At 67.5% G+C, this 18,892-nt stretch carries 14 protein-coding genes; 7 read left to right on the top strand and 7 right to left on the bottom strand.

The window, feature by feature from the left end; translation table 11 throughout:
* Positions 1-96 precede the first annotated feature (96 nt).
* From IPG05_06745 to IPG05_06775, 7 genes are all read right to left on the bottom strand, one after another.
* Positions 97-1,488, bottom strand: coding sequence for a PPC domain-containing protein (locus tag IPG05_06745; protein ID MBK6494786.1), 1,392 nt, complete (start codon positions 1,486-1,488; stop codon positions 97-99).
* 67 nt (positions 1,489-1,555) lie between these two features.
* Positions 1,556-2,965, bottom strand: a complete 1,410-nt coding sequence (locus IPG05_06750) for a GWxTD domain-containing protein (GenBank protein MBK6494787.1) — start codon at positions 2,963-2,965, stop codon at positions 1,556-1,558.
* A gap of 58 nt (positions 2,966-3,023) precedes the next feature.
* Positions 3,024-4,148, bottom strand: coding sequence for a PorV/PorQ family protein (locus tag IPG05_06755; protein ID MBK6494788.1), 1,125 nt, complete (start codon positions 4,146-4,148; stop codon positions 3,024-3,026).
* 100 nt (positions 4,149-4,248) lie between these two features.
* Positions 4,249-8,142 (bottom strand): hypothetical protein, encoded by a 3,894-nt coding sequence (locus IPG05_06760; protein ID MBK6494789.1) that lies wholly within the window; start codon positions 8,140-8,142, stop codon positions 4,249-4,251.
* A gap of 74 nt (positions 8,143-8,216) precedes the next feature.
* On the bottom strand, positions 8,217-11,393 hold the full coding sequence (locus IPG05_06765; GenBank protein ID MBK6494790.1) for a carboxypeptidase regulatory-like domain-containing protein: 3,177 nt from the start codon (positions 11,391-11,393) through the stop codon (positions 8,217-8,219).
* Between the two features lie 480 nt (positions 11,394-11,873).
* The gene (locus tag IPG05_06770; protein MBK6494791.1) at positions 11,874-13,052 is read right to left on the bottom strand and encodes an aminopeptidase P family protein; all 1,179 of its coding nucleotides are present in this window, start codon (positions 13,050-13,052) and stop codon (positions 11,874-11,876) included.
* Positions 13,049-13,675, bottom strand: a complete 627-nt coding sequence (locus tag IPG05_06775; GenBank protein ID MBK6494792.1) for a hypothetical protein — start codon at positions 13,673-13,675, stop codon at positions 13,049-13,051. Before IPG05_06775 ends, IPG05_06770 begins: the two co-directional genes overlap by 4 nt.
* Positions 13,676-13,834: 159 nt before the next feature.
* Between IPG05_06775 and IPG05_06780 the strand changes: the two genes are divergently transcribed.
* From IPG05_06780 to IPG05_06810, 7 genes are all read left to right on the top strand, one after another.
* Positions 13,835-14,386 carry a sigma-70 family RNA polymerase sigma factor gene (locus IPG05_06780; protein MBK6494793.1) on the top strand — a complete coding sequence of 184 codons (552 nt, stop codon included), beginning with the start codon at positions 13,835-13,837 and terminating at the stop codon, positions 14,384-14,386.
* The gene (locus IPG05_06785; GenBank protein ID MBK6494794.1) at positions 14,383-14,634 is read left to right on the top strand and encodes a zf-HC2 domain-containing protein; all 252 of its coding nucleotides are present in this window, start codon (positions 14,383-14,385) and stop codon (positions 14,632-14,634) included. The genes IPG05_06780 and IPG05_06785 overlap by 4 nt, the downstream gene beginning before the upstream one ends.
* The gene (locus IPG05_06790; protein ID MBK6494795.1) at positions 14,627-15,838 is read left to right on the top strand and encodes an FAD-dependent oxidoreductase; all 1,212 of its coding nucleotides are present in this window, start codon (positions 14,627-14,629) and stop codon (positions 15,836-15,838) included. The genes IPG05_06785 and IPG05_06790 overlap by 8 nt, the downstream gene beginning before the upstream one ends.
* 134 nt (positions 15,839-15,972) lie before the next feature.
* Complete coding sequence (locus IPG05_06795; protein ID MBK6494796.1) at positions 15,973-16,449, top strand: flavin reductase family protein; 477 nt, start codon at positions 15,973-15,975, stop codon at positions 16,447-16,449.
* Between the two features lie 2 nt (positions 16,450-16,451).
* A complete protein-coding gene (locus tag IPG05_06800; protein ID MBK6494797.1) occupies positions 16,452-17,153 on the top strand; it encodes a methyltransferase domain-containing protein in 702 nt (233 codons plus the stop codon).
* Positions 17,150-17,620, top strand: a complete 471-nt coding sequence (locus tag IPG05_06805) for an SRPBCC family protein (protein MBK6494798.1) — start codon at positions 17,150-17,152, stop codon at positions 17,618-17,620. The genes IPG05_06800 and IPG05_06805 overlap by 4 nt, the downstream gene beginning before the upstream one ends.
* On the top strand, positions 17,617-18,858 hold the full coding sequence (locus IPG05_06810) for a beta-ketoacyl-ACP synthase II (GenBank protein ID MBK6494799.1): 1,242 nt from the start codon (positions 17,617-17,619) through the stop codon (positions 18,856-18,858). The genes IPG05_06805 and IPG05_06810 overlap by 4 nt, the downstream gene beginning before the upstream one ends.
* The last annotated feature ends 34 nt before the right edge of the window (positions 18,859-18,892 follow it).

The following is an 18,892-nucleotide window of genomic DNA, read 5'->3' on the forward strand; positions in this document are numbered from 1 at the left end:
ACATGCGCGGCTGTAAAGGATCGTCCCGCAACGACATCGCCCCCGTCCGGTTTCCCGGACGGGGGCGAGTCATTGCCCTTCGTTCTGTGATGCGGATCAGTTCTTGGTGATACGCATCTGGAACGTGGTCGGCTGGGTCTCCGAGCCGGCGTACCAGACGACAGCCAGATAGTACGTGCCAGCTGCGAGCGACGTCATGGTGCCATTCTCGTTCTTGCTGGCGTCTTCGCCATGCGCGTCCGCAACGGTCGCAGCGAAGGCGCCGGCCGAGGTCAAACGGTAGATGCCGAGGTCGGCTGCGTTGTTCCAGTTGGCATCGACCCGGTAGGTCGTGGTGGCCGGGACGACGATCTTGTAGATGCGGCAGGTGTTGCCGCCCAACGTGCCGGTGCAGGTCGCGTACGCGCCGTAGGCACCCTGGTCCGTGACGACGGCGCTGCGGCCGGCGACGGTCGGGAGGGCGATTTCCGGCGCGTTTGCGATGTCGGTGCCGCCGGCGAGCGTGGTGCCGCCGAAGGTCGCCGTCGGCGCGATCGTCTTGCCGTCGGACGGCAACGCGAGCGCAACCGTCGGGAGGAAGGAGAGCGCAACGCCCGTGAAGGTGACCGCACCGGTGGAGTTGTAGGTCGGCACGATCGTCGCGGTCGAGGAGTCCGCGCTGAGGGCGGTGATGCCGGCCTCGACGCCGCCGATGAGGACCTTGCCGTCGCCGCGGAAGCGGAGTGACCCGCCGAGCGTGACGGTGACCGGCGCTCCGGCGTTCGGGGCTGCGGCCGACACGGTCGTCGGAGCCGCCGCGAGGGCCGGAGTGGTGACCGTGTTGGTCGAGACGAGCGTCAGGTTGCCCGCCGCCGTCAGGTAATCCATCGTGACGCCAACGACCGTGGCGGCTCCGGTCACGCCGGGACCGACCAGGACCTTGATCGTCTTGCCATCGGCCGAGCGGGACGCGATCGCATTGGCCCCGGTCGCGAAGGCCACCGTGGCCGTCTGCGTGAAGCTTGTGTTGGCAGGCGCCGTGATGGTGACCTCGTCGCCGGCCACGCCGGTCGTGCGCGAGAGTGCCGCGCCGAGGTTCGCCGGCTCGACGCGGACCTTGAAGGTCCCCGAGAGGCCGCCGGCCGTGGCGGTGTAGGTGAATTCGCCCGGCGAGACGCCGACGACGAAGTAGCGCTGTTGCGACTTGTCGAGCGGCACGATGAGCGTGTCCGACCCGTCAACGAACTCGGGGCGGTAGAGCGGATCGTAGTGGACGGCGATGCCGGCCCCGGCGCCGGAGATTGTGAAGCTCGTCCGCACGCTGTTGTTCAGCGGGTTGATCAGTCGGAGGAGCACCGCCGACGAATCGCCCTGCTTCACGTTCAGCACGATCGGATTGGCCCGCACTTCGGTGGGCTCGCTGTTCAGATCGAGAAGGGGGTCGTCAACGCATCCTGACAGACCCGAGAGCGCGAGGATGGCGATCGCCCCACGAACCATCTTCTTCATAGTCAAACTCCTCAGGAGAGAGCGGAGTGCTTCGGGCACTCATCGGTGAACATGGTGGCGCCCAGACTCAGGGCACGTTCGAGAGGTTGACGCCAAGCCAGCGGCCAATCTCGTCGGCAACTTCGGGAGTCAGGATTTCCAGCCAATTGCCAGCGGATCCTGGTTCCCGGAACTCGTTCGACTTCAACAGAATGAAGTTGCCCTGGTTCCCTCGGTCGGCGAAAATGAACCAGATCGGCTTGCCAACCGTGTAGCGCCACACTTCATACGGCGGCGCCCGGCCATCAGACGGTCGCGCCAGAATTTCACTGAACGGACCGAACTTCACTGCGACACGACCACGATCGGTCTTCCAACCCACCCGCCCGCGTTCGCCATACTTCAGGTTGACGTTCGCGACCGCCTGGTAGAAGGCAATGCGGTCTTCATTGTTCACGGTGGCCTTGTTCTTGTCGCGACTCGACCAGAAATCGATCAGGAAGCGACGCTTCGCGGCCATCGACATATCCTGCTTGTAGACGTTCAGCTCGCGAGACGGGGCGCCGGTCAGGAACAGGACCTCGGCGGCCGCGTCGAGTGAATCATCCGGGAGGGCATTGAAGTAGCCCTCGTCGGTGCCACGATTCGCCTGGCTGATCGCCACGCTGCGCTTCAGCGCCTCCTCGGCAGGCGAGACAACGAACGGCGTCTGCATCGTCACCGTCTTGCCGGCCACCGCGAGGGTGGCATGCATCTGGTAATCGCCGTCCGGCAACCCTTCGACCGAGAACTGCCCCTTGAACAGCCCGCCACCGGCGGGAATCTGCTGACGCGTCGGGGGAAGGTCGGCCACCGTCGTGCCGTCACGCTTGCGGATCGACAGGCGAAGTTCGCCCTGGCTCTCCGTGGCGGAATAGGCCTCGAGCATGTACGCCATGTTCGAGTTGACGATGTCCACCCGGAGCATCGGGGCGGTGCGAATCCGGAAGTTGCCACGCGCGACTTCCCCAGGCATCGAGGTCGTGTCACCCGCCTGCAACTGCCGCATTTCGTTCGCGAGCATCAAATCCGACGCAGCGGGCGCCGAGGCATAGGCCACGAGGCGCACCGAATCGGCAATCGTCTTCCCGGTCAACGAGTCCCGGGCCGACACATGCATCACGAACGTGCCGGGCTTGAGCAGGAACCGGAAATTTTCCACTCCAGCGGCGCCAGGAATCCGCGCCATCGCTGGCGCGCTCCGCTGGAACGACTCGCTGGTCAGCACCGTGCCGCGATCATCGACGACCTTGACCGTCACCGTGTAGGTGACGTGGGCGTCGGCACCCGAGCCGATTGCTGATGCAAAGAGGTACGGCACCCCGGCCTGGGTGAGCACTTGCGTCTCCCCCGAGGCCGGGAGGAAGAATCGGGTCACACCCAGCTCGAGCCCCTGGTCGCGCTGTGAAGCGCTGCCACCGGCAGCCAGCACCGCGAGCATGACGACAGTGTTCAACACCGTGTCATCCCCAGGGCACCGGACAGGTCAGCCTGCCGAACGAGCTCGAGCCGCATGATTACCAGCCCAGCGAAACGGTGAAGAAGGAGACGTCGCCGAGGGCGCCCATCTTCTTCCAGGCGTAGTCGAAGCCGAGCGCGAAGCCGCCGCGCGAGGCCAGCGACACACCGCCACCGACGGCCAGACCAGCCGACTTGTCATCGGTCTGCTTCTCGAAGGCGACGCCAGCCGAGGAGTAGGCCAGCGACGGGTTCGACGTGTAGGAGCCGCGGAGCGCGACGCCGAACGGCGAGCCACCGACACGCTCGGCGGCAAACTCGCCACCGGCCGAGAACGAGGCCTTGTTCGACCGCATCTGGTTGAACTCCGACGTCACCGTGAGGCGCGCGTCCGAGGTCGAGATGAAGTCGTAGGCCAGGCCGACGGCGAACTTGGTCGGCAACGAGAACGGCGAGGTCAACCGCGTCGACGCCACCGGACCGCTCGGAACGTCACCGTCACCCGGGAGGGTGTCGCGCACCGAGGTGACCTTCAACGGGTCGCCCTTGTACGTGAGGTTGGTGCCGAGGTTGGTCAGCGCGAAGGCGAAGCGAATCGGCTTGCCGGCGAGCTGCGAGTGGAAGTGCGTGCCGAAGTCGACGGCGAACGCATTGCCGCTCACCTGGCCGAGGCGGTCAAAGACCCCCTTGGCGGTGATACCGACTGAGAAGCGGTCCGAGAAGTTCTTGGCGACCGTCATGGCCGCGTAGGTCTCGGAGACGCTGTAGAACTCGCCGGTGCCGTTCGGCTGCTGCGGGGTGTACACCGGCTGGTCGGAGAAGCCGAAGCTCCCGATCGAGAAACCGATGGCGCCCGAGCCGCCGCCGTACGGGGTGGCGACGCCGCCCCAGTTCAGCTTGGTGTCGGCGATGTAGTTCAACTGCGATCCCTGGACGCCAGCGCGCTTGATCAGCGCGAGGGCACCCGGGTTGGCGTACAAGGCACCAAGGTCAGTCGCCAGCGGCAGGTAGCCGCCGCCGAGAGCCATACCGCGTGCGTTCGCTCCGATGAGGAGGAACTCGGCGGCGGTGGTGCCGTAGCCGGTGTTGTCGCGCTTGACCGCGGTCGACTGCGCCCCGACAACGACGGGGGTGGCAGCCAACAGGGTGAGGGCAACAACGCGTGCGACGGAATGCCGGATCATCTGGTCTCGTCTCCTGTGGTGCGGTGGCCGGCCTGAGCTGGCCACCACACCTCGAGTGAATCGGTTGCCCGTGACGGGCAGTGGTTCCTACGGGCGACCGCTACTGAGCGAAGTTGACGACCGTCATCCGGCCAACCCTGCTCTTCCCTTCAGCTTCGATGTGATAGAAGTACACACCCGAGGCCACGAACTGATTGGAGCGGTTGCGCACGTCCCACGTCACGGTGCCGGTGAGGGCATCCGGTGCGGCGTCGAGGATGCGCACCAGGATGCCGCTGGTGGTGTAGATGCGAATCCGGGCGCCGGTCGGCACGTTCACGAAATTGATCACCTTCGAGACGACCTGACGGTCGAACGCGGAGGTCACATAGTACGGATCTGGAACGGTGTGCACCTTGGCCAGCGCCTCATCCGTCACCGCCGCCTTCTCGTTGAGCACGGTGAACGCAAACTTCTGCGCCGCACCCGGGGCGTTGAACGGACGGTTGATCACCGGCGTGTAGACGTAGGCGCCAAGGTCGCCGCCCGCGCCGTTGCCACCGCTGAGCGCTCCGGTGTAGTCGCGCATCGTCCAGGCCGTCCCCGCCGCCGGCACAGCACCACCGGTCAGCTGGAACAGGAAGGCGCGTCCCTTGATGTAGAGACCGAAGCCGTTGCTGGAGGCCGCGGGGGCGGTCAGGGCGTTGGCCGTGCCGTTCACGAAGAACGCCATCGGACCCGGCACTGCCGTCTGCACCAGCGAGGTCGCCGTGTTGGTGCAGCCGAAGCTGGACTGCGAGAAGGCACGCGGGCCGTCCACGCAACCGAAGTCGGTCGCGGTGAGCTCAGCGCGCTTGTCCTGGGAGCCGACGGCAGAAACGTCGCTGCCATTCAGGACGCCCCAGCTGTTGACCATCCGGGTATTAAACGGCACCCGGGTGTTGTGCGTCAGGTCAACGACCGAGTCGACCTTGCCGGCCGCACCCCAGTACAGCCGGTAGTCGGCGGCAGTAACGAACGGCGACTTGTAGAGTTCGAAGTCGCGCCAGTTGACGCCGTTGATGTAGCCGTAGGCATCCGGGTGGTGCGCCGCGACGACCCCGGTCAGTTCGCCGGCGTTGCCGAAGGAGGCGGCCGTCGTCGCGCCCGTGAGCTGCACCGCGGGAGAAGCGGTCGTCGGATTCGCCTTCGTTTCCTGGTCCCCGATGAACCAGCGCGGTCCGTTGTAGTAGCACTGGCCAGAGCGGAAGCCGGTGGAGGCGTTCGCGCAACCACGGCCGGCGATGCCGGTCCAGTAGGCGCCACCACCCGTGGTGATCGAGAACGCGCCCGGGATTTTGTAGGTCGCGTCGCCGCCGTACTGCGCCGCCAGCGGACCGTTTGGCGCGATGGCGTCGAAGGTCCCGGTGATCGTCTGGACCGCGCCACTGGTGCCAGACTTGACCACGGTCCGATCAACCTTGGACGCACCGGCTGCGCTTTGAATGGTGTAGTACTCGCGCACCGTCACACTTGAGCCAGCGGCGATCGCGGTCACGTTCGACGAGTCGTAGGTGATCGACACTTCACCCGAGCCGACCAGCAGCTGCGGGGCGAAGGCGGCCAAGGAGACCGAGGCAGAATTCGACGGCGGGAACTTCTTCGAGAACTTGCCGTCGGTGCCGATCGTCGGGACCGCATTGTCCGTCAGGAGCCCACTGCGGCCGAACATGCCCTTCTGGATGGTCGCGGTGTTGTTGTAGTTCGCGGCCGGTGCACCAACAACGATCTGCTTCGAGATCTTCGCCGACTCAAGCGACGACGGCGACGACTTGAGCGAGTTCACGTCGAATGCCGTGACGGCGTAGTAGTAGCGCACGCCGTTCCGGACGTCGGTGTCGGTGTAGATGAACGGGACGCCCGTATTGGACAGCTGCGGGAAGCCGTCGCGGGTCAGCGCCGAGTCGGCCGCGCCCGGGTTCAGCACGATGCCACCGGTCGCCAGCCTGTCGCGACCGCCGTAGTTGACCTGGACGAGCGGACCGACAAGGTCGTAGGTGAACGAGATCGTCGAGGTGACGCCCGGCGTGATCGGCGTGAACGCCGCACGACAGGCGGTCAGGACCGCGATTTCCGGGGCGCAGTTGATTGCCGCGCCGAGGTTGCCGCCCTCGACGACGAGGCCACCGAAGTCCTTGAAGGTCGTGTTGTTGTAGTCCCACTGCTTCAACATCTTGAGCGACCCCGGGCCGTCGAGACGGCCGCGATAGAGGCGGTAGCCCTCGACGTCGAAGCGGCGGTAGTTCGGGTCGTACAAGTTGTTCGCGATCGTCCCGTCTGGCGTGACGGTCGTGGCCGACGACGCGATGGCGAAGTAGGCATCACCCGTGGCCTCGGACGCCGAGGGCTTCCAGAGGATCGTCACCGTGGCGTCGCCCGGGATCAGGAAGAACTCCGGCGGCTCCGGCGAGAACGGGAGGAGGAACTTCGCGTCGAACACCGTCTGCGCCACGAGCGCCTTGCCGTAGAGGGAGTTCGGGCGAACCTTGAACTCACCCTGCTGCGGGATGCCGTCGCTGTTGCCGTCGGTGAAGCCGAGGAAGCCGGCGATCGAGTCGACCTTGTTGGCACCGTTGTACTTGAACATCGAGTCGACCGACGCCGTCAACGTCGGGATGCCCGGCGTGATCGAGGTGGCCGTGGTCGGCGCGAAGCCGGGGATGAGCACCGGCGCCGCGTGGACGAACGCGATGACGACCGAGGCCGAAGCACCCGGGGCCAGCGAGGACGACTTGGCGGATTCGAACATCCGGATGTCAACGCCCGTTGCGCCCAGGTGGACGAAGCAGACGTGGTTGATTTCCGGCGAGTTGATCGTACAGGCCTGGTCGCCGACGTTGACGTCGTTCTTGCCGGCGAGGTAGCGCCACACCTGCTTGGCCTGGCCCGGGTCGGGCAAGCAGCCGCCGTTACAGGTGTTCGAGAAGAGCTGAATTTCGCCCGGGCCCTCGGGGCCCTTGAGGTACTTCATCCCGACGAAGCCGATGCCCTGGAAGAACGGCGGGGCAAAGATCGACGGATCGTAGACCCAGGACGCCGGGCGGTCGAACGCACCCTTGTAGGCGAAGCCCATCGCGAACGGCAGGTTGACGCCGGAGTAGTTGCCGCCGCCACCAGGGCCGACGTCCGGGTCCGCCGCATACGCCGCGAACAGCTCATCGATCGTGTAGCCCGCCGTCGGCAACGTGATGCCGAACTTGGCGTTGTTCAGGGCATGGAACTTCTGCGCCTGCTCGAGGAGCAGCGTGCGCATCGCCGGCCGGTGCTGCGCGTAGGCAGCCGGGTCGAGCGACGTCACGTTGTAGTACGTGATGATGAAGTACAGGATGTCTTCATTGCCCGACGGGTAGTTCCACGCCACGCCACGGTGTTCGGCCAGAATGCCGAGCGGGTGCGGACGCTGCGCGATGAACGCCGGGTCGCCGTCCCAGGTGATCCAGTAGACGTCACCCTGCGAGGCGTTGACCTGCCCGCGAAGCAGCGGGCTGAAGAGCAGCTCGCCGGCGTCGCCCTGCGGCACGTAGGCGACTTCCGGCCAGGCTGCCACGTCGGCCGGATTCTGGCCGTTGTAGATCGGCATGACTTCGGCGCCGTGCTTGTGGGTACCGGAGGCGTCGAAGAGCAGCGCCGCCGAGGTGTCGCCACCCCACGGGTTGGCCGGCTTCGTGCCGCGGATGATGCCGGCGAACTGGAAGCCGGAGTTGAACATGTACGAGTTCTGGGTGCCGCGCGGCCAGTTGCCGCCGGCGGTGGTGCCGGTGCCCGACGAGTCGGCACCGATTTCACCACGCGTGCCAAGACCGTAGAAGACCCGGTTGGTGGCAATGAATCCCGTGGAGCGGGCAAAGAGACGATACGGCTGCTGCTTCGTCCCCGGTGCCGGCCCGGCCGAAGCCGTGCTCGGCGCGAGGCCGAGCGCCAACATCGTCAGGGCGGCCCCGACGAACATCTTCTGCATACCACGCAGTGCGTGCATTGATTCCTCGCGTCTGATATAGTCGTCCGGAGAGGGCGGACGGTCGGATGACCGCCCGCTCCCCCCGGCCGGGGTCAGAAGTTCACTTCAAGGCCGAAGCGCAGACGCCGACCGGCGCCAACGTAATTGCTGATGTGCCTGCCGCCAGCGCGGTTGTTGTCCGACGCCGCGCGCTGCTCTGCGAGCGTGTAGACCGCGTCACCGTTGCCGAAGCGCTGCTCCGACTTCCGGTAGTAGAAGCACTGGGCGCCGGTGGTGTTCGTGCCGTTACCCGACAGGGCGCAGGCCGCGTCCGTGGCCGGCAACGTGAGCGCCCCGTCCGAGACGCGACGGAAGCCGTTCTGGGTCCCGAAGGTCGCGAAGGTGAGCGAGTCCGCGTTCCAGTTGATCTTGTCCTGGGCCGCGTTCTGGATCGTCCCGGTCGTGGCCCACACCGAGTTGACGACCTTGAGGTTCAGGATGTTGCGGCCGTCGAGGTAACCGGTCATGTCGAACTTGCCGAGCTGGAAGTTCTTCGTGACACGGAGGTCGAACTCCTTCGCCGCCGGGAGACGCGCGCCGAGGAAGGACGACTGTGCCGGCTCGATGGCGCAGCTGCCGCCGCTCCGGACGCCCACGGAACCCGGGTCCGTCACGTCGCAACGGGTGTACGGCGTGCCCGAGGCAAGACGGAAGGTGGCGTAGAAGCCAGTGCGCTTCAGGACGGCACCGAGGATCGAGCCCTGCTGGAAGTCAGCCGGGAGGGTGACCTGGAACGAGCCGGCGATCGTATGCGGGCGCGAGAAGGTCGTCGTGGTCGCGGCGAGCGGCGCACGGTTGCCCGGGAGCGGCTCGTAGAAGTTCCGGTACGACGTCGGGTCCGAGCCGGTGCTCTTGGTGTCCTGGAAGGAATAGGACAGCGAGCCGTTCACGTAGTTGCCGATGCGGCGATCGAGGCGGAGGTCGAGGCCTCGGGTGTTGCCGAAGTCGGCGTTCTGGGCCTGGAAGATACGCGTCGGCTGCCCACCAACCGGGTCGACCGGGAAGGCGAACTGGTACGAGGCGTTGGCCAGGTTGTCCTTGTTGTACGCGGCCAGGTCGAGGACCATGTCGTCGGAGAAGGCGTGACGGACACCGAACTCGAACAGGATCGTCTTGCCGAAGTCGAGGTCGCCACCCCAGTTCGAACGGGAGTTCGCGCCGCCGGCATCGATGTCGGTCAGCGAGTTCTGCAGCACGAGGCCGAGGTCAGGCGACTGCGCCTGGTGGCGGTACGACAGGCGGAAGTTGGTCTTCTCCGTGACGGGGAAGGCCACCTGGATCGCCGGCGAGATGTAGTCGTGCGACGGGTCGGTCACCAGGAAGTTGTCGAGTGAATCGGCGGTGAAGCCCGGCGCGGTCGAGATGCGCGGGAAGCCGTTCCACCGGCGAGCGTTCGACAGGAAGTAGTCGTAACGCAGGCCGCCGACGACGATGACGTCGCCCAGGTCGATGCGGTCTTCGGCGAAGAAGTTGTAGCGGTACGGCTTCACGAGATAGGTGGAGATGTTGCCGCCACCATACGCGGTGATGTCGTAGCCGGTGTACTCGCCACCGAACTTGATCCGGTTGTAGCGGTCGGCCTGCCAGTCGAGGTTGGCCTTGAAGACCTTGCGGTTCTCGATCTGGTAGTTGATCGCGTTGTCGAAACCACCGCCGCCGCCGGCGCCGTAGCCGACCCCGTCCGGCGCGCCGCCGTAACCACCCTGCGCGGAGTACTGCGAGGTGTTGATCCGGTCGGTCAGGCCGATCCGGTTGGTCACCTTGTTGGTCAGGATGTTCTTGAGCAACGTCGAGTCGAGCGGGAAGTTGTCCGCCGTGTAGACGTAGTTGAGCTTCTTCAGCAGGATGCCGAACATCGGATCCCGGCTGCCGGCTTCCGACTCATCCGTGATGCGTCCGGCGAGCGACGAGTTCCACTGATACGACGCATAGGCGTCGATCGAGAGGGACTTCGAGGCGCCGCGGATCAGCTGCTGGTTCCAGTTCAGCGTCGCCACGTTCGACCAGTTCTCGGAGCCCGCCGTCAGGCCGTCGGCCTTGCGGTTGCGCGCCTGGTTGCCCGAGAGGAGGTAGGTCGCCGAGATGCGCGAGCCGCCGCCGAAGGTGTAGTTGAGCTTGGCGGTGCCGTTGTACTGGGTCGACACGCCGCCGTTGCGCGACGAGTTCGACGCGCAACTCTGGCCGTAGTTGTCGCGCATCGCCTGCAGCGCGGCGTTGGTGACGAAGTCCATCTTGTCGCACTCGCCCGAGATCACGGCGTACTGATACACCGGGACCTTGATCGAGTCGGAGCGGACGTTGCCGAAGGTCTTCGGCAGCGTGAAGGTCGTGTCGATCCCGACCGGCGCCCACGACGCCAGTTCCCACGTCTGATAGCCGCGGTTACCACCCTGCGACCCTTCGAGACGGCCGGAGACGTAGAACGTCAGCGCGCCCTTGATCGGACCGCCGAAGCCGCCCTGGAACATGTTGAAGCCGCCGCGATACCGCGCCGGCGCCAGCATGTCCGTTTCCCACGAGACGTTGCCGGCGAACTTCGAGCCGCCCGTCTTCGTGGTGATGGCGACGATACCGCCCTGCGCGTTGCCGAACTCGGCCGACGCGGCGCCGGTGGTGATCGAGGCGTCTTCGAAGCCGTTCACCGCGACGACGCTGATGCCGGCCGAGAAGCCGCCCGACGCGCCGCCCGAGCGCACACCGCTCTGGACCGGCACACCGTCGATGTAGGTGTTCTGCTCGTCCGTCCGCGAACCGCGGACCGAGATGCCGCCACCATTCGTGGTGGTCACACCCGGCTGCAGCTGCAGCACGCGCGACACGTTGTCCACCGGGAGCTTGTCGACGAAGCCGCCGTCGATCAGCTGCTTGGTGGCCACCTGGTCACGCGGCACCAGCGGCTGCGCCGCCGACGTCACCGTGATGTCGCCGACGTTCACGGCGCTCTGCTCCATGATGATGTCCTGGGGGGACGTCTGGCCAGAGAGCACGCGGAGATTCTCGACCTGCGACGACTTGTAGCCGATGTAGGTCGCCCGCAGCGTCACCGAACCGGCCGAGACGCTGTTGAAGAAGTAGTACCCCTGCTGGTTGGTCGTCGCGGTAAAGGCCGTCCCGACGATGATCACGCGCGCACCCGCCAGCGGTTGTCCCGCGGCGTCCTTGACACGACCGTCGATCTTGCCGGTCGCGCCCTGCGCGTGAAGGGTCGAGGCGCCTGCCCCGAATGCCACCGCCGCAAGCGCAAGCGCTGTGCGGGCGAGGGCTCTCACACAATTCTGAGTCATTGAACCGTCCTCCGAAGGCGTAAACACTGGAGATGCCGCTCCTTCGTGCCAGTCACCGGCGCCAATCGACGCTGGGACCGCGTACTGCGTCGCTCCACTGGCGTGGAGAGACGGTGAATCCGATGCCGCACGACGGGAGCGTCGTGGATCGGGGAACCGGCGGCGCACGAAGCCACCTGGGGGGTGACGTCAATACGCCGGAAACCCGCGCGGTTCCTGGGGTCTACTCTGTCTGTGACGATCGGAAAGCCCCGACTGAGTGCCGGGATGAGATGAATATGCCCGCGCTTCGAGCGAGTGTCAAGCAAGCGTAACAGATTGCGAACAACCAGCCTACGGAGGTCACCGAATGAAACAGCCCCGTCCCTTATTGAGATCTACGTATCGATCATCGATGATCGATCATCGATGATCGATTAACCGATCTCAAGTAGGCGTGACCAACTCAAATTGACGTTCCCCCGGCGTCACCACGATCCCCGACGCCCCCCAATAGAGGTTGATCTCGCTCCGGACCCCGAAATCGCCCGGCAGGTAGATCCCCGGCTCCACCGAGCAGCCCGTCCCGGGCAGCATCGCCCGGTCGTCGTGGGTCTCGTAGTCGTCCAGATGCGGCCCCGAGCCATGCAGGTCGCGGTCAATGCTGTGCCCGGTCCGGTGGACGAAGTACTCCCCAAAGCCCGCCGCCTCGATCACCTGCCGGGCCGCCTGGTCGCCCAGATACCCCTGCACCGGCGCGCCGGACGCCGCCAGCCCCTGCATCCGGGCAATGGCCGCGTCACGCGCGTCGCGCACCGTGGTCCACACCGTCTGCACCCGCTCGGGCACCGCGCTCCCCGAGAAGCCCATCCAGGTCTGATCCGCGAAGACCGCCCCCTCGCGCATCCCGCCCCAGAGGTCGAGCAGCACCACCTGATCGTGCTCCAGGGCGCGGTCCGCCCCGGGACGCGGCTCGTAGTGCGGGTTCGCGGCGTTCGGGCCGAAGCCGACGATCGGATGGGTGGTGAGGAACATCCCTGCCGCCTCCATCGCGGCCACGACTTCCTGCTGCAGCGCCGACTCGGTCAGCCCCGTCCCCGCGCGACGCACCGCGCCGTGCAAGGCGTTGAGCGCGATCTCCCGCAGCAGCTCCGCCGCCTGCATATGCTCCGCCGCCTCGGCCTCGCTCCACGTCGCCGCAAAGCGGGTGACCAGATCGGCGCTCGGCACCACCGTCACGCCGAGGCTCTGCAGCAGATCGACCACGCCCCAGGGGATCCGATCCAGGTACGGCACCGCATCCTTCGGCGAGATCTCCATCGCCGCGCGCTTCCCCCGCAACGTCCCTTCCAGCGCGGCCTGCAGCTCGGCGTGCCGCGCGAACGGGATCACCGTCCCCGGAAAGCCGAGGAACGGTTGCATCTCGATCTTGTGCACGATCGCCACCATCGGCCCCTGCCGCGGAATCCAGACGAAGGTCCGCCGCGTGACCAGCCCGCCGCCGGGCAGCAACCGCTGCGCCACCGGGTTGCAGCCGTGGAAGTCGAACAGCAGCCAGCCGTCCGCCCCGAGCCGCTCCAGGGTCGAGGTGACCATCGCCCGGTCGATCGTGTCCAACGCACTCATTGGTAGCCCCCTGCCTCTGCGGCAAGCCAGACACAGCTGCGGTCGCCGCGACCGCGACAGCTGCGATGCACCATTGCCCCCTCCACCCCAGCCACCAGCCGCAACAGCTCGGCCAGCGCCGCAGTGTAGAAGGCACACGCCACGCCATCTTCCCGCGCCTGCATCGGCAACGAGTCGAGCAGTTCACAGCGCGCCAAGCCATCGGCCGGCTGCAAATCCGCCAGCAACCAGCGCTGCGACAGCTTCGACGCCGCCCGCAGCCCGATGGCCAGCTTGGTCCGCTTCCCGGGCGCCATCGCCAACATCCCCTTCACCCCGGGCCCGATCTCCTTGGCGGCATAGCGCGCCGCGCGCCGCCCGGCATCGGCATACACCAGCGCCGCATCGGGCCGGCGGCCCACCAGCCGGAAGACCGCGAGGACCTCGTCGGCTGCCACCGTTTCGCCGTCGACGGCGCGCTGCCGGTACCGGGCAACCTGCGCCGCCACCGTCGGCGAGAGGCCGAGGCGCTTCGACGCGAGCTCATCCTGGAGCGCGCCGAGTCCATCGTCGGCTGGCGTGTCGATGTTCTGGACCGCTTCGAGCAACGAGAGCGGCAGGAGGGCGGGGACGGAGGAAAGCATTGGCGACGATTCTAATCGGGTGAGGGGTGAACGGTGAGGGTAACCAGTGACCAGTGACCAGTGACCAGTGACCGGGAGTTGTGCGGGAGGCGCAGGTTGCACGTCCCCTGGTTACATGTCACTGGTCACTGGTCACGCTTCTCGCCTATCCTTCCTGCCATGGCGACCCCCACGCCCAGCTTCGAATCCGAAGCCCTCCCTCACCTCGACACCCTCTACCGGGTGGCGCTGCGGCTGACCACCAATCCGGCCGCCGCGGAAGATCTGGTGCAGGACACCATGCTCCGCGCGTTGCGGGCGTGGGGCTCATTCCGCCCCGGCAGCAACGCACGCGCCTGGTTGGTGACCATCCTCCGCAACCAGTTCATCACCGGTTGGCGCAGCGCGCGGCGTGGCGCCCAGCCGGTCGATGTCGAGGCGATCCCGGAGCTGCCCGACCTGGCCGATCCGGACCCCGAAGGGCGCTTCTTCGCCGAGCTGGTGGACGACGAGGTCCTGGCGGCGCTCGACCAACTCCCCGAGGAGTTCCGCGAGGTGGTGGTCTTGAGCGACCTCGAAGGAATGCCCTACGCCGAAGTCGCCGAGGCCCTCGGCATCCCGCTCGGGACCGTGAAGTCGCGGATCTTCCGCGCCCGACGGATCCTGCAGGGGCAGTTGCGGCGTTATGCCGAAGAGAGCGGACTGATCCGCCCCACGGAGCCGACCCCATGAGCGACCCGGAATTGAATTGCACCGACGCGCTCGCCGAGCTCGACGCCTTCCTGCGCGGCGAGTTGCCGGTGGAGAGCGTCGAGCGGATGCAGGGCCACCTGACCCGCTGTCGGCACTGCACCCAGATCGGCCGGTACGAGCAGGCCTTCCGCAGTCGGCTGCAGCGGCTCGGTGCCGGCACCGAGTGCCCCGAGGCGCTGCGGGCGCGGATCGCCGCGCTCCTCGCGAACGGGCCGGCAAGTGGCTGAGCGTGCCGGTGTGGTGATCGTCGGCGCAGGGCCGGCCGGCAGCGCCACCGCGATCCACCTGGCCCGCGCCGGCCACGCCGTGACGCTGATCGACCGCGCCCGCTTCCCGCGCGAGAAGGCCTGCTCCGAATACCTCTCCCCCGAAACGGTGCGCCACCTCGCGACGCTCGGCGTGTTGGACACCCTCGACGCGCACGGTCGCACCGCACTCGAAGGCACCCGCGTGCGTGCCGCCCACGGTGCGTCGTTGATCGGCCGCTTCGCGGATGCCGGCGGCTCCCCCTTTCGATCGACCGGCCTGGCGATGCCGCGCCGCATTCTCGACGCCACCCTCCTCGACGCCGCACGCGCCGCGGGGGTGACGGTGCACGAGGAGACGACGCTGCGCGTCCTCAGTGCCATGGGACCCCACGGCCGGACCAGCACCCTCGAAGACGCAGCGGGCAGGCGCCACGCCGTCACGGCGCGTTGCGTCGTCGGCGCCGATGGCCTGCGCAGCGTCGTGGCACGGCAGGCCGGGCTGCATCGGCAGGGCTGGCTCAAGCGGGTGGCGTTCGTCGCACACGTCGAGGGCGTCACCGGCCTCGGCCGTGTCGCCGAGATGCATGTCGGGAAGGCGGGCTATGTCGGACTCAATCCTTTGGGTGACAACATCGCCAACGTTGCCTTGGTGGTTCCTGCCGCGTTGGCGGCAGAGGCGCGCGGCGACGCCGCGGGGTTCTTCCATCGGCAACTCGAGACATTCCCCAGCGTCCGCGGTCGAGTCGACGTGGCGCGCACCGTGCGCGAGGTGATGGTGACCGGACCGTTCGCCGCGTCGTCACGCCGGAGCACCGCCGACGGCCTCCTGCTGGTAGGAGATGCTGCCGACTTCTTCGATCCGTTCACCGGCGAAGGCGTCTGCAGCGCACTGGCCGGCGCGGCGCTCGCCGCCGAGACGCTCGACGGCGCGCTCCGCGCCAACGCGGCGATCACCACCGCGCAGTTGGCCGGTTACCGCCACGCCCGCCGGCGCGCCTTTCTCGGCAAGTGGATCGTCGAGCGCCTCATCGGGTACGCCATGCTGTCACCGCGCCTCTTCGACCGCGCCGTGGCACGCCTCGACCGCCGCGGGATGGCCGATACGCTGATCGGCGTGACGGGAGATTTCGTGTCGCCGTGGCGGGTGGTGAATCCGTGGTTTCTTGGGAAGATGATTGTGTAGATGTGGGGAAGTGACCTGTAACCTGTGACCTGTCACCAGGAACAACCCACGGGTCACGGGTCACGGGTCACTGGTCACCGATAACGCCGTTCGCTTCTCGCTTCTCGCTTCTCGCTTCTCGAAAGGTCCCTCGTATGGATGGCTACGATTTCCGTCAACTCTGTGGTCGCTTCGCCACCGGGATCGCCGTGGTCACCGCGCGCGACGCCGAGGGGCGGCCGGCGGGGATGACGGTGAATTCCTTCACCTCGGTCTCGCTCGAGCCGCCGCTGGTGCTGCTGGCGATCGACCGCGCGGCGTCGATGCACGAGGTGTTGCTCGGCGCCACGCACTACACCATCAACATCCTCGAGGCGCACCAGGAGTCGTTGTCGCGTCGCTTCGCTTCCGGCAACCCGGATCGCTTCGAGGGGATCGGCTTCACGCCCGACGCACTCGGCCGCATCCTGCTCGATGGCGCGCTGGCCCACATCTGCTGCGAACGCGTCAACACCGTCGAGGCGGGCGACCACACGCTGATCATCGGGCAGGTGGTCGGTGGCGCCTCCGCCGAGCATGGCCGTCCGCTGCTCTACTATCGCGGCGGCTACACCGAGCCCGACACCCTCTAAAAGTGAGCGCCACACTCACGCTGTCGCCGGTCGGCCACGAAGCGCTGGACGACCCCACCACGCCGCCGGCGCTGGTCGAGCGGATGCTGGTCGACATTGCGCGGAGCAATCGCTGGTTCGGCGGGCGGCTCGCGATGCGCGCCGGCCTGCGCCGACTCCTCGACGCCGGTGACGCGGGCCGCACGCTGACACTGCTCGACATCGGCACCGGCGCCGGCGACCTGCCGCACGATGCCGTGCGCTGGGCCGCCAAGCGTGGCGTGACGATCGTCCCGACCGGCCTGGAACGGATCCCGGCCGCCGCACAGTTGGCGCAACGCGGCGGACTCCCCGTGCTGCTCGGCTGCGCAGGCAGCCTGCCGATCCGCCGCAAGGGTGTCGACATCGTGCTGGTGAGCCAGATGGTGCACCACCTCGACCGCCCGTCCGCGGTGCGGCTCCTCGCCGAGTGCGATGCGATCGCCCGACGCGGTGTGGTGATCGCCGACCTGCGGCCGTCGCCGCTTGCCGCGCTGGGGTATCGGCTCGCGGGGCCGTTCCTGCGCATGCATCCGCTCACGGTAAGCGATGGCGTGGTGTCGCTGGCGCGCGGGCTGCATCCCGCGGCATTGCGTGCGATCGCGCGCGAGGCGACTGGCCACGACGTCGACGTCTGGCGCCTTCCGGGCGCGCGCGTCATTGCCGCGTGGCGGACCGACCGATGATGCGCGTCGTCGATCGGCGCCTCGTGCAGGCGCCACCCGAGCGCGTCTGGCCGCACGCCGCGCTCGTGGAGCAGTGGCCCGACATCCTGCCGCACTACCGCTACGTGACGCGCACCGAGGGCGAGCCGGGCGGCGATGGCATCGTCGAGATGTCGGCGTATCGCCGCTTCGGCGGCCCGCTCAACTGGCCCACCTGGTGGCGCAGCCGGATCTGGGTTGACGCCCCGAAGCACGAGGTTCGGTACCGGCACATCGGTGGCATCACCACCGGAATGGATGTGCTCTGGAGCATTCTCCCCACGCCAGACGGCGGTAGTGACGTGACGATCGTGCATACCTGGGACGGCCCCCCCTGGCCGTTGATTCGCCGCATCGCCGCCGAGATCGTGATCGGACCGGTGTTCGTGCATGGCATTGCCGAGCAGACGCTGGCCGGCGTGGCGCGCGCCGCGGAGCGTGGCCTATGAGCCGCCGGGTGGTGGTCACCGGCATCGGGCTGATCACGCCGATCGGCATCGGCAGTGACGCCGTCTGGTCGCGGCTGCAGACTGGGTCCTCCGCGGTACAACGGATCGACCGCTTCGACTCGTCGCCCTTTCGGTCCCACATCGCGGCACAGGTGAACGACTTCGATCCCGAGGCGATGCTCTCGCCCAGGCAGGCGCGCCGCACCGATCGCTGCTCGCAGCTGGGGCTCGCGGCAACCCGGCTCGCGCTCGAGGACGCCGCGCTCGACCTCGCCGGCGAACCGGCGGACCGCGTCGGCGTGATGATGGGGACGGCGCTCGGCGGCATCGGCTTCGCCGAGGAGCAGAACTTCAAGTACATCGCCGGCGGCCCGCGCGAGGTCGACCCCCTGCTCGCACTCACCGTCTTCGGCGGCGCGCTGTCGTGCAACATCGCCATCACCCATGGTGTCTCCGGCGTCAACAGCACCAATGCGATGAGTTGTGCGTCGGGAACGCTGGCTATTGCCCAGGGCTTTCGGGCGATCGCGCAGGGTGACGCCGAAGTGATCCTCGCCGGGGGCAGCGAGGCGCCGCTCTATCCGCTCTGCTACGGCTCCTTCTCGCTGATCCGCGCGATGAGCACCCGCAACGATGACCCGGCCACCGCCTCGCGGCCCTTCGACAGCGGACGCGACGGCTTCGTGATGGCCGAAGGGTCGGCGGTGCTGATCCTCGAATCGCTGGAGCACGCCGAGGCGCGCGGCGCCCGCATCTACGCCGAGATCGCGGGCGCGGGGCTCACCAACGACGCGCACCACATGACGCAACCGCGCCCCGACGGCCGCGAAGCGGCGCGGGCGATGCGGATGGCGCTGGCCGAGGCGGGCTGCGCGCCCGAGGAAGTGGAGTGGGTCAACGCCCACGGCTCCTCGACCACGCTCAACGACGCCACCGAGGCACTCGCCATTCGCGAGGTCTTCGGTGCACACGCCGACACGCTGCCGGTGAGTGGCACCAAGGGATGGCATGCCCACGCGCTCGGCGCCTCGGGGGCCATCGAGACGGCGATCGCCTGCCGCAGCATCCGTGACGGCTGGGTTCCGCCGACGCTCAACTGCCTCGACCCCGATCCGGCGGGCGGGCTGCGCCAGCTCCCCGCCGAGGGGCTGACGCTGGCCCCGCGGGCGGTGCTCAAGAACTCCTTCGGTTTTGGCGGGTGCAACGCGACGCTCCTCCTCCGGCGGGCGGGAGTGTAGATTCGCGCAGTTCTTTCGCATCCCTGCCACCCCC

The sequence above is a fragment of the Gemmatimonadota bacterium genome (assembly GCA_016704275.1).
GTDB lineage: Bacteria > Gemmatimonadota > Gemmatimonadetes > Gemmatimonadales > GWC2-71-9 > Palsa-1233.

Coding starts and splice junctions, on each gene's coding strand:
- IPG05_06805 (MBK6494798.1), top strand. CDS start 17,150: ATGATGCGCGTCGTCGATCGGCGCCTCGTGCAGGCGCCACCCGAGCGC.
- IPG05_06780 (MBK6494793.1), top strand. CDS start 13,835: ATGGCGACCCCCACGCCCAGCTTCGAATCCGAAGCCCTCCCTCACCTC.
- IPG05_06770 (MBK6494791.1), bottom strand. CDS start 13,052: ATGAGTGCGTTGGACACGATCGACCGGGCGATGGTCACCTCGACCCTG.
- IPG05_06760 (MBK6494789.1), bottom strand. CDS start 8,142: ATGCACGCACTGCGTGGTATGCAGAAGATGTTCGTCGGGGCCGCCCTG.
- IPG05_06795 (MBK6494796.1), top strand. CDS start 15,973: ATGGATGGCTACGATTTCCGTCAACTCTGTGGTCGCTTCGCCACCGGG.
- IPG05_06755 (MBK6494788.1), bottom strand. CDS start 4,148: ATGATCCGGCATTCCGTCGCACGCGTTGTTGCCCTCACCCTGTTGGCT.
- IPG05_06745 (MBK6494786.1), bottom strand. CDS start 1,488: ATGAAGAAGATGGTTCGTGGGGCGATCGCCATCCTCGCGCTCTCGGGT.
- IPG05_06785 (MBK6494794.1), top strand. CDS start 14,383: ATGAGCGACCCGGAATTGAATTGCACCGACGCGCTCGCCGAGCTCGAC.
- IPG05_06775 (MBK6494792.1), bottom strand. CDS start 13,675: ATGCTTTCCTCCGTCCCCGCCCTCCTGCCGCTCTCGTTGCTCGAAGCG.
- IPG05_06810 (MBK6494799.1), top strand. CDS start 17,617: ATGAGCCGCCGGGTGGTGGTCACCGGCATCGGGCTGATCACGCCGATC.